Annotated in this window: 7 protein-coding genes; 5 read left to right on the top strand and 2 right to left on the bottom strand. The window is 74.5% G+C overall.

Features of this window, described 5'->3' with window-relative positions; all coding sequences use genetic code 11:
- Positions 1–123: 123 nt before the first annotated feature.
- Positions 124–1,242, bottom strand: coding sequence for a phosphoserine transaminase (gene serC, locus ABZW03_RS28035; protein WP_355263962.1), 1,119 nt, complete (start codon positions 1,240–1,242; stop codon positions 124–126).
- A gap of 150 nt (positions 1,243–1,392) precedes the next feature.
- Positions 1,393–2,493, bottom strand: a complete 1,101-nt coding sequence (locus tag ABZW03_RS28030) for a citrate synthase 2 (protein ID WP_355263959.1) — start codon at positions 2,491–2,493, stop codon at positions 1,393–1,395.
- 422 nt (positions 2,494–2,915) lie between these two features.
- On the opposite strand from ABZW03_RS28030, the gene pdxH reads away from it, so the two are divergent.
- The 5 genes from pdxH (at position 2,916) to ABZW03_RS28005 (ending at position 10,806) form a co-directional block, all read left to right on the top strand.
- Positions 2,916–3,548: a pyridoxamine 5'-phosphate oxidase gene (gene pdxH / locus ABZW03_RS28025; protein ID WP_355263965.1), complete on the top strand. Its 633-nt coding sequence runs from the start codon at positions 2,916–2,918 to the stop codon at positions 3,546–3,548.
- A gap of 144 nt (positions 3,549–3,692) precedes the next feature.
- Entirely contained in the window at positions 3,693–3,884 is a 192-nt protein-coding gene (gene fxsA, locus ABZW03_RS28020; protein ID WP_355263956.1) for an FxSxx-COOH cyclophane-containing RiPP peptide, read from the top strand.
- Between the two features lie 241 nt (positions 3,885–4,125).
- Entirely contained in the window at positions 4,126–5,532 is a 1,407-nt protein-coding gene (locus tag ABZW03_RS28015; protein ID WP_355263953.1) for a TIR-like protein FxsC, read from the top strand.
- Positions 5,522–9,535, top strand: a complete 4,014-nt coding sequence (fxsT, locus tag ABZW03_RS28010; protein ID WP_355263950.1) for an FxSxx-COOH system tetratricopeptide repeat protein — start codon at positions 5,522–5,524, stop codon at positions 9,533–9,535. The genes ABZW03_RS28015 and fxsT overlap by 11 nt, the downstream gene beginning before the upstream one ends.
- A 44-nt stretch (positions 9,536–9,579) precedes the next feature.
- Complete coding sequence (locus ABZW03_RS28005) at positions 9,580–10,806, top strand: FxsB family cyclophane-forming radical SAM/SPASM peptide maturase (protein WP_355263947.1); 1,227 nt, start codon at positions 9,580–9,582, stop codon at positions 10,804–10,806.
- The last annotated feature ends 306 nt before the right edge of the window (positions 10,807–11,112 follow it).

Here is an 11,112-nt window from a genome sequence, read left to right as displayed (position 1 = left end):
CGCGGCCCAACGGCCGCCGCGGCCTACCGGTCGACCGGCGGGGCCGCCCCCCGCCCCGGCACCGCCCGAGGGCCCGCCGCACCAGCTGCGGCGGGCCCTCGGGCGTGTCCTCGGGGGACGGTGTCAGAGCTGCTCGACCACGTAGTCGATGCAGTGGGTGAGCGCCTCGACGTCCGCCGGGTCGATCGCCGGGAACATCGCGATGCGCAGCTGGTTGCGGCCCAGCTTGCGGTACGGCTCGGTGTCCACGATGCCGTTGGCCCGCAGGGCCTTGGCGACCGCGGCGGCGTCCACCGACTCGTCGAAGTCGATGGTGCCGACCACCTGGGAGCGCTCGGCCGGGTTCGCCACGAAGGGGGTGGCGAAGGAGGACTTCTCGGCCCAGGAGTACAGCCGGGACGAGGAGTCGGCGGTGCGGGCGACCGCCCAGTCCAGGCCGCCGTTGCCGTTCAGCCACTCCAGCTGGTCGGCCAGCAGGAAGAGGGTGGCGATCGACGGGGTGTTGTACGTCTGGTCCTTCGACGAGTTGTCGATGGCCGTCGGCAGCGAGAAGAACGGCGGGATGTAGCGGCCGGAGCCGGCGATCTCGGCGGCGCGCTCCAGGGCGGCCGGCGAGAAGGTGGCCAGCCAGAGGCCGCCCTCGGAGGCGAAGGACTTCTGCGGGGCGAAGTAGTAGACGTCCGTCTCGGTGATGTCCACCGGCAGGCCGCCGGCGCCCGAGGTGGCGTCCACCAGGACCAGCGAGCCCTCGTCGGCGCCGGCCGGGCGCGCGATCGGCATCGCGACGCCGGTCGAGGTCTCGTTGTGGGTGAGCCCGTAGACGTCCACGCCCGCCTCGGCGACCGGCAGCGGGTGGGTGCCCGGCGCGGTCTTGATCACGGTCGGCTCGCCGAGCCACGGCGCGGCCTTGACCGAGGAGGCGAACTTCGAGGAGAACTCGCCGAAGTCCAGGTGCTGGGACTTCTCCCGCACCAGGCCGAAGGCGGCGATGTCCCAGAAGGCGGTGGAGCCGCCGTTGCCGAGGACGACCTGGTAGCCGTCCGGCAGCGAGAACAGGCTGCTCACGCCCTCGCGCACGCGCTTGACCACGTTCTTGACCGGGGCCTGGCGGTGCGAGGTGCCGAGCAGGGAGGTCTGGGTGGCGGCGAGGGCACTCAGGGCCTCGGGGCGCACCTTGGACGGTCCGCAGCCGAAACGGCCGTCTGCGGGCTTGATGTCAGCGGGGATCTGGATCTGAGCCACGCGCGCAGCCTACCGGCGCCGGGCTCCGCCGGGGTACGGTCGTCCGCCCGCTGAGACTGTGATCTTCGTTGCCCGGGACGCCGACAGCGGGCCCGGCTCGGAGCCGGACCCGCTGCTCAGGGGCGCTGTTCGGACGGTCGTCCGGTGCGGTCAGCGGGCGATGGCGTCCCAGCCCTCGATCTCCTCGGGGCGGCGCGGGCCGGGGCCGACGTAGCGCGCGGACGGGCGCACGAGCCGGCCCGTGCGCTTCTGCTCCAGGATGTGCGCCGACCAGCCGGCCGTGCGGGCGCAGGTGAACATCGAGGTGAACATGTGCGCCGGGACCTCGGCGAAGTCCAGCATGATGGCGGCCCAGAACTCGACGTTGGTGGCCAGCACGCGGTCGGGGCGGCGGTTGTGCAGCTCCTCCAGCGCGGCCTTCTCCAGCGCCTCGGCGACCTCGAAGCGCGGCGCGCCGAGCTCCTTGGCGGTGCGGCGCAGCACCCGGGCGCGCGGGTCCTCGGCGCGGTAGACGCGGTGGCCGAAGCCCATCAGGCGCTCGCCCTTGTCCAGGGCGTTCTTGACCCAGGCGGTCGCGTCGCCGGTGCGCTCGATCTCCTCGATCATGCCGAGCACGCGGGACGGCGCGCCGCCGTGCAGCGGGCCGGACATCGCGCCGACCGCGCCGGAGAGCGCGGCCGCGACGTCGGCGCCGGTGGAGGCGATGACCCGGGCGGTGAAGGTGGAGGCGTTCATGCCGTGCTCGGCGGCCGAGGTCCAGTAGGCGTCGACGGCCTTGACGTGCTTCGGGTCCGGCTCGCCCCGCCAGCGGATCATGAACCGCTCGACGACCGTCTCGGCCTTGTCGATCTCGCTCTGCGGGACCATCGGCAGGCCCTGGCCGCGGGCCGACTGGGCGACGTAGGAGAGCGCCATCACGGCGGCCCGGGCGAGGTCGTCGCGGGCCTGCTCGGCGTCGATGTCCAGCAGCGGCTTGAGGCCCCAGACCGGGGCGAGCATGGCGAGCGCCGACTGCACGTCGACCCGGATGTCGCCGGAGTGCACGGGGATCGGGAAGGGCTCGGCGGCCGGCAGGCCGGGGTTGAACTTGCCGTCCACCAGCAGGCCCCAGACGTGGCCGAAGGAGACGTTGCCCACCAGGTCGTCGATGTCGACACCGCGGTACCGCAGGGCGCCGCCTTCACGGTCGGGTTCGGCGATCTCGCTCTCGAACGCGACGACTCCCTCAAGCCCGGGTACGAAATCGGACATGCGACGGCTCCTTCAGTTCAGTTCTGCGATCGGCGCTCCGCCGTGGTGGGGCGGCGCGCCCGTGACCGAATGGTGTTTGGCACTCGGTGCCAGGGTGACAGGCACGGGGTGCATTGCGCCATACACCACCGTGGTGATGTTTCCCGCGGGCCCGCTTGACTTTGTCGTCGGGGGGCCGGTCGTGCCCCGGGATTCCCGGAATCAAACGCCTGGTTCCGGACAATTCCGCGCAGGACGGGCGGCCGGGCGGTGGCGGGTCACCCTATCTCCCACCGGGGTTTGTCCGGAGGGAGCGGCGCCCGTTGCTTGTCGTACGGGATGATGTTGGCGTGCAGACCCCGGATCGCGCCCAGTCGACGCCCCAGAGCCCCGCCAACCGGACCCCGGCCGAGGAGGCCCGCCCCGGCCCGGACCTCACCGTGATGCGCAAGCACTACAGCCACGAGGGCCTGGTCGAGGAGCAGCTCGCGCCCGAGCCGATCGGCCAGTTCACCCGCTGGTTCCACGAGGCGGACGACGCCGGGGTGGTGGAGCCCAACGCGATGGTGCTCTCCACCGCCGACGCCGAGGGGCGGCCCAGCTCGCGCACCGTCCTGCTCAAGGGCTACGACCTGCGCGGCTTCGTGTTCTTCACCAACTACGGCTCCCGCAAGGGCTCCGAGCTGGCGGTCAACCCGTACGCCGGGCTGCTGTTCCCGTGGATCGCGCTGGCCCGCCAGGTGATCGTCCAGGGCCGGGTGGAGAAGGTCGGCCGGGACGAGACCGCCGCCTACTTCCGCACCCGCCCGCACGGCTCCCAGCTGGGCGCCTGGGCCAGCGAGCAGTCCAGCCCGGTCGACGGCCGGGAGGTCCTGGAACGGCGCTACGCCGAGCTGGAGCGGCGCTACCCGGAGGGCGAGGGCGTGCCCGTCCCGCCGTTCTGGGGCGGGTACCGGGTGGTCCCGCAGAGCGTCGAGTTCTGGCAGGGCCGGGAGAACCGGCTGCACGACCGGCTCCGCTACGTCGCCGACCCGTCCGGCCCGACGGGGTGGCGGGTGGAGCGGCTCTGCCCGTGATCCGTTCGGCCCACAGGCTCCGCGCGGCGCCCGCGCGGAGCTGACGGTCCGTCACCTCCCGGGTGTAGGATGCCCGTCGCGGACCTGGGTCGATGCACTTCCGGCCGGGAGCCCGCTGTGCCGACACGATCGAGTGAGGGACTGATGGGCGTCACCGGTGCGGGAACCGCCGCTGGACTCGGCTCTGACCTGGTCGACGTCACCGCCCTGCCGCTCGACGAACTCGACGCCCTGCCGGACACCGTCCTCGGCGACCTGCTGCGCCGGGTGGTCGCGGACGCCCTGACCCCCGGCGCCGAGCCGCTCGCCGCCTTCCAGTCGGCGCTCGACCGGTAGCGCGCCGCCCGGCGCCCGCGCCCCCTCGTTCGGCGCGCCGTGCCCCGCGGGCGCCCGCGCCCCCGCCGGTGCGCCCCCGAGCGCCGGAGCGCTCCCGACCGGGGGAGTGCGCCTGACCACCGGCTAAACCACCCGAGGCCGCCGAATCCGCCAACTCACCGGCGCGGGCGGTGGAGTTCGCGACATGCTGGGGTATGAAACCAGCGCCGTCGCGGACCGTCGGGCACGGGGGGAACAGGTGATGGAGCAGGAACAGCACCGGCCGTACTTCTTCTTCAGTTACGCACGCACGGACTTCGAGGCCGAGGACGCCTTCGTCAACCAGTTCTACAACGACCTGCGGGACGAACTCGGCCGGCTGGTCGGCGCCGGCGTGCGGGTCGAGGAGCTGGCCTACCGGGACACCGAGCAGCTGCGGCTGGGCGACGACTGGGCGGAGAAGCTGGCCACGATGCTCGGCCGCAGCCGCACCATGATCGCGCTCTACTCCCCGGCCTACTTCGCCAGCCTCTACTGCGGCAAGGAGTGGACCGCCTTCCGCGGCCGGGTCCGCCGCCACCACGAGGACACCGGGGAGCTCATCTCGGCGCTCGTCCCGGTGCTCTGGGAGCCCGTCGAGCCGGGCGACCTGGCCGACGAAGTGAACAAGATCCAGTGGGCCCAGCCGGACATGGGCGAGGCCTACGCCCGGCACGGCCTGCGGGCCCTGCTGCGCACCGCGCAGGCCGGGGCGTACGAGCAGGTCGTCCGGGTGGTCGCGGAGCGGGTCCGGGACGCGGCCGCGCGCCGGCTCGGCGAGCTGCCCGAGTTCGACCTCGGCGCCGTGCGCGGCTACTTCCCGCCCCCGGCGGCGCCGCCCGTGGCGTCCGCCCCCGGGATGGTGCGGCTGTTCATCGCGGCCGGGCGGGCCTCGGAGGCCGCCGCCGAGGGCGGCTCCCGCGCGGGCGGCTGGTACGGCGCCAAACCCTGGCACTGGGCGCCGTACCACCCGCCCACCCAGCCCTCGCTGGTGGCCCGCGCCCAGCAGGTGATCACCGGCGCCGGGCACGCCACCACGCTGGAGGAGGTCGACACCGCCCTCGTCGACAAGCTCGACCAGGCCCGGGAGGACAGCCAGGTCAGCATCCTGCTGGTGGACCCGTGGGTGGCCGGCGGCGAGCGCTACCGCACCGCGCTGCGCGCGTACGACGAGCAGAACCACCCGGTCACCGGCGTGATGGTGCCCGCCGGCAGCGACGACCCGGCCGACGGACCGGGGCGCGACGCGCTCTGGGCGGGCGTGCGCGACGTGTTCCGGCGCAACTGGCTGCGCCGGAGCGACCTGGAGCACTTGTTCCGGGTCAAAGTGAGCCGGGAGAGCTTCGACAACGAGCTCACCATCATGGTGACGGTCGCTCAGAACAAGCTCATGGACGACAACCTGGATTGGGGGGACGATGGCGGCGACGCCTTCGGCTTCGGCCCGGGCGGCGGCCCGGACACCGGCCCGGCGATGCCCGGGCTGGCCATCCCGGCCGGACCGCCGGGGCCCCGCCAGGAGCCCGCACGCGTCAACCGGGGCCTCCCGGGTTCCACGGACCTGCCGCACCAGAGCCGGGGCAAGGACACCGCCGCCCCGCTGAGGGGGGAGAAGAACCATGACCACTGAGCCCGGCGCAGAGCTGGAGCGCGGCGGACCGGGATCGGTCGTCACGTTCTACTCCTTCAAGGGCGGCACCGGCCGCACCATGGCGCTCGCCAACGTCGGCTGGATCCTCGCCAGCCGCGGCCTGCGCGTCCTGGTCGTCGACTGGGACCTGGAGGCGCCCGGCCTCCACCGCTACTACCACCCGCTGCTGGTCGACCCGGAACTGCACTCCACCGACGGCCTGATCGACCTGCTGCGCTCCTACGTCAAGCAGGCGCTGCCCTCCGCCGTCGGTCCGGTCGGGCAGTCCCCGGCCGCCTGGCTGGACGAGCCCGGGCGCCTGGACGGCTACGTCTGCGGCCTCGCCCTCGACCTGCCGCCCGGCGGCCGGCTCGACTTCCTGCCCGCAGGCCGGCAGAACGCCGCCTACGCCGCCGCCGTCACCAGCTTCAACTGGCGCAGCTTCTACCACGGCCGGGACATCCGCGGCGGCGAGTTCCTGCGCGAGCTGCGCGAACGCTGGGCCCGCGGCTACGACTATGTGCTCATCGACAGCCGCACCGGGGTCAGCGACACCTCCGGCATCTGCACCGTCCTGATGCCGGACACCGTGGTGGACTGCTTCACCTTCAGCGCCCAGAACATCCGCGGCGGCGTCGACGCCGCCCGCGCCATCGCCGAGGCCGAGGAGCGGGCGATCCGGGTCCTGCCGGTGCCGATGCGGGTCGAGGACGCCGAGCAGGAGCGCCTGGAGGCCGGCCGCGACTACGCCCGCGAGGCCTTCGCCCCCTACCTCGGCCGCTGGCTGCCCGGCGACCGCCGGGCCGGCTACTGGGCCGACGTCGAGGTGCCGTACAAGCCCTTCTACGCCTACGAGGAGGTGCCCGCCACCGTCGCCGACCGGCCGCAGGAGGCCCGCAGCCTGCTCAACGCCTTCGAACGGCTGGCCGGCTGGATCACCGACGGCCGGGTCCGCACCCTGCGCCCGCTCACCGCCGAGACCCGCCGCCGGCTCTACGGCGCCTACCTGCGCTCCGCCCGCGCGGTGCCGCGCCAGGTGTTCGTCAGCTACGCGCCCGAGGACCGGATGTGGGCCGAGTGGGCCGCCGGGACGCTCATCCGCTACGGCTACCAGACCTCCCTGCACAGCGCCGCCGAGACGTACGCCGGCCCCCGGCCGCCGGAGGTCGCCGGGCCGCTCGAGGGCCAGGGCCGGCTGCTCGCGCTGCTCTCGCCCGAGTACACCGCGCTGCCCCGCGCCGCCGAGGTCTGGCAGCTCCTCCAGGGCCGCGAACTGGCCTCCGGTTCACCGGCGTTGGTCCCGTTCCGGCTCCAGGACTCGGACGAGCCGGTGCCCCGCCCGTTCGCCGGGCAGCCGGTGCCCGACCTGGTCCGCTCCTCCGCGGCGGGCGCCGAGACCCAGCTCTACGCCGAGCTCGGCCCGCCGCCCGGCAGCAGCCGCCAGTCCGACACCGACAGCGGGGAGTTCATCGCCCCCGCGCGGTTCCCCGGCACCGCCCCGCAGGTCCAGGACGCGCCCTCGCGCAACGCCGCCTTCATCGGCCGCGGCAAGCTGCTGGAACTGCTCCGCAACCGCTTCACCGGCGGGCCCGCCGCCGTGCTCAGCCAGGTGCTCTACGGCTTCGGCGGCGCCGGCAAGTCCCAGATCGCCGCCGAGTACGCGCACCGCTTCAAGGCCGCCTACGACGTGGTCTGGTGGGTGCCCGCCGAGGAGCCCGCCAACATCCCGCAGAAGCTCGCCGAACTCGCGCCCCGGCTCGGCGTGCCCACCAGCGACGACGTCGCGCACACCGCCGCCGCCGTACTCGACGCGCTGCGCCGCGGCCAGCCGTACCGCCGCTGGCTGCTGGTCTTCGACAACGCCGGCACCCCCGAGGAGCTCGCCCCCTGGCAGCCGGCCGGCTCCTCCGGCGGGCACGTGCTGATCACCTCCCGCAACCAGGGCTGGGCCCGGCACGCCGGCCTGGTGGAGGTCGACGTCTTCCTGCGCGAGGAGAGCGTCCGGCTGCTGCGCCGCTTCAACGGCGGCCTCTCCTCGGAGGACGCCGACCAGGTCGCGCACCGCCTCGGCGACCTGCCGCTCGCCGTCGGCCAGGCCGCCGTCTGGCTCCAGGAGACGTCGATGCCGATCGCCACCTACCTCGAACTGCTCGACGAAGAGCTCACCGAGATGCTGGAGCGCACCCGGCTGCGGGCCGCGGACTACCCGCACTCGGCCGCCGCGACCTGGCGCATCTCGGTCGAGGAGCTGCGCCGGATGAACGCCCCGGCCGCCCAGATCCTGGAGATCTGCGCCTTCTTCGGCCCGGACGCCATCCCGATGCGGCTGCTCTACAGCCGGGCCGTCACCCGCGCCCTGCGGCTGCCCCCGCGCGCGCCCCGCGACAAGCTCGCGATCGGCGAGTTCCTGCGGGCCATCAACCGGTTCGGGCTCGCCCGCACCGACCAGGGCAGCGAGACCATCACCGTGCACCGGCTGGTCCAGGCGGTGCTGCGGGACCAGGTCGAGGAGGAGCGGCGGGCCGAACTGCGCGGCGTCGTCCACGCCGCGCTCGCCACCGCCAACCCCGGCGACCCGGACGTGCCGGTGAACTGGGCCGAGTACGCCGAACTCCTGCCCCACCTCCAGCCGTCCGGGGCGCTCGACAGCGCCGACGAGGACGTCCGGCAGTGGATCATCGACTCGGTCCGCTACCAGTGGAAGCGCAGCCTGCACGAGTCCGGCCGGGAGCTGGCCGAGCGCACCCTGGAGCACTGGCGCCAGGACGGCTACGGCGGGCCGGACTTCGACGTCGACAACGACGCCCAGACGCTCATGCTGCGCACCCAGCTGAGCAACATCCGCCGTTCCCAGGGCGCCCTCCAGGAGGCGTACGAGATGGACCGGGACATCCTGGAGCGCTTCACCGCGACCCTGGGCCCGGAGCACTCGCACACCCTCGCCGTCGCCAACAGCCTCGGTGCCGACCTGCGCTTCCTCGGCCGCTACGACGAGGCGCGGGCGCTCGACCGCCGCACCCTGGACGCCGCCCGGCGCACCCTCGGCCCGGACCACCCGCGCACCCTGATGATCACCAACAACCTCGCCGTCTCCGACTACCTGGCCGGCGACCGCCGGGCCGCCCTGGAGCGGCACCGCAGCAACTACCTCCAGCAGCGCGACGCGCTCGGCGCGCACAGCCTCTACGCGCTCTCCTCGGCCTCCAACTACGCCCGCGACCTGCGCGAGACCGGGCGGCTGCGGGAGGCCCTGGACCTGCTGGAGGAGACCGTCCGGATCTACCAGCAGACCATCGGCGACGGCCACACCGACACCCTGCGCGCCCGCAAGAACCTGGCCGTGGCGCTGCGCCGGGCCGGCCGCTACCACGAGGCGCTGGAGATCGACGAGGACATCTACCAGCGCTACCTGGACATCAACGGCGCCGAGCACCCCGACACCCTGGCCGCCGCCACCAACCTGGCCAGCGACCTCAACGCGCTCGGCGACACCGGGCGGGCGATCCCGCTGGCCGAGCGGGCGCTGGCGCGGTACCGCGACTACCTGGGCGAGGACCACCCGGTGACGCTGGCCGGCGCCAACAACCTCTCGGTGTACCTGCGGCTGGCGGGGCGCACGGCGGAGGCCCGCGAGCTGTCCGGCCGTACGCTGGCGCAGTTCCGCACCGTCCTCGGGGCGCACCACCTCTACATCCCGATCGCGATGATGAACCACGCCAACGACCTGTCGCTGGGCGGGGAGCTGCAGGCCGCGCTCGACCTGGAGCTGGAGGCCGCGCCGCTGATGACCGAGGCCCTCGGCCAGGACCACTACGACTCCATCGGCATCAACTCCAACCTCTCGCTCTCGCTGGCCGCCCTCGGGTACGCCGAGCGGGCCGCGGAGCTGCGGGCGGACTGCGTCCGGCGGGCCCGGCTCACCCTGGGCGAGGAGCACCCGACCACGATCGCGGTGCGGGCCGGGACGCGGCTGGACTCGGACGTGGAGCCGCCCCACGTGTGACGGTCGGCCAGGAGGGCGCGCCGGGCGGCGCTAGGCTCGCGGGCATGGTGCCGTTCCGGCAGTTCCTGCTGAAGATCCACAGTCGGTGCAACCTGGCCTGCGACTACTGCTACGTGTACGAGGGGGCGGACCAGAGCTGGCGCCGGCGGCCGCGCCGGATGGAGCTCGCGACCGCCCGCCGCACCGCCCGGCGGATCGACGAGCACGCGGCCGAGCACGGGCTGGACGAGGTCTCCGTGGTGCTGCACGGCGGCGAGCCGCTGCTCGTCGGCGCGGCCCATCTGGACGCTCTGCTGGGCGAGTTGGCGGCCGTCCGGCCCCGGGTGCGGTTCACCGTGCAGAGCAACGGGCTGCGGCTGCTGGACGAACCGGCGCTGCTCGACGTGCTGCACCGGCACCGGGTCGCGGTCGGGATCTCGCTGGACGGCGCCCGGGCCGACCACGACCGGCACCGCCGGCTGCCCTCCGGTGCGGGCAGCTGGGCGCGCACCGCCGAGGCGGTGCGACTGCTCGGCTCGGACCGGCACCGGGAGCTGTTCGCCGGCCTGCTGTGCGTCGTCGACCTGGAGTCGGACCCGGTGGCCACCTACGAGGCGCTGCTGGAGTTCGCGCCGCCGCGGCTCGACCTGCTGCTGCCGCACGCGACCTGGCGCGAGCCGCCGCCGGGCGTCGGGCCGCGGGTGGTGCCGGACGGGCCGCCGCTGGGCGGCGCGTCGTCCTCGGGTGCTCCGTCCGCTCCGTACGGGGATTGGCTGATCGCCGCCTTCGACCGCTGGTACGGCGCGCCGCGCCGGGAGACCGGGGTGCGGCTGTTCGAGGAGCTGGCGGTGCTGCTGCTCGGCGGGCGGGCGGCCAGCGAGGCGGTCGGGCTGGCGCCCGTCGACCTGGTGGTGATCGAGGCGGACGGGGCGATCGAGCAGGCGGACAGCCTCAAGGTGGCCTACGACGGCGCCCCCGGGACGGGCCTGGACGTGTGGCGGCACGGCTTCGGGGAGGCGGCCGCGCACCCGGCCTTCCGGGCCCGTCAGCGCGGCCTCGCGGGGCTCGGGCCGGTCTGCTCCGACTGCCCGCTGGTCCGGGTCTGCGGCGGGGGGCTGTACGCGCACCGGTACGCGGGGGACGGCTTGGGGGACGGCTTGGGGGACGGCGCGGGCGGGGGCGCGGGCGGGGGGTTCGGGCACCCGTCGGTGTACTGCGCGGACCTGGACCGGCTGATCCGGCACATCGCGGGGCGCCTGCGGGCGGGGGTGGCGGAGTTGGTGCGGGGCTGAGCGTGCCCGGGCCCGCGGGCGCGGGGGCGGCCGCCCGGCTCGCCCGTCCGGGTCATGCCCCGCCGCCGTCCGGCTGATCCGCGCCGCTCCGGGGAGACCGCGGGCGGGCCGGGCGGGTCGGGTGACGGGTCGGCCGGCCGGGCGGGTCGGCAGCCGGACGGACGAGGAGGAGGACCGGTGGCGGGTACGGACGAGGTGGTGACGGCCTGGGTGCCGGGCGCGCGCGGCGCGGACGGGCTGCCCCGGCACGGTGTGGACCGGGCGACGTTCCGGGCGATCGCGGGCGCGCGCGGCGGGCCGGAGGCC

The sequence above is a fragment of the Kitasatospora sp. NPDC004799 genome, assembly GCF_040609095.1.
In the GTDB taxonomy this organism is placed as follows: domain Bacteria; phylum Actinomycetota; class Actinomycetes; order Streptomycetales; family Streptomycetaceae; genus Kitasatospora.
Note: the sequence above shows the minus strand (reverse complement) of the source record. Positions and strands in the feature narration are given on the sequence as shown.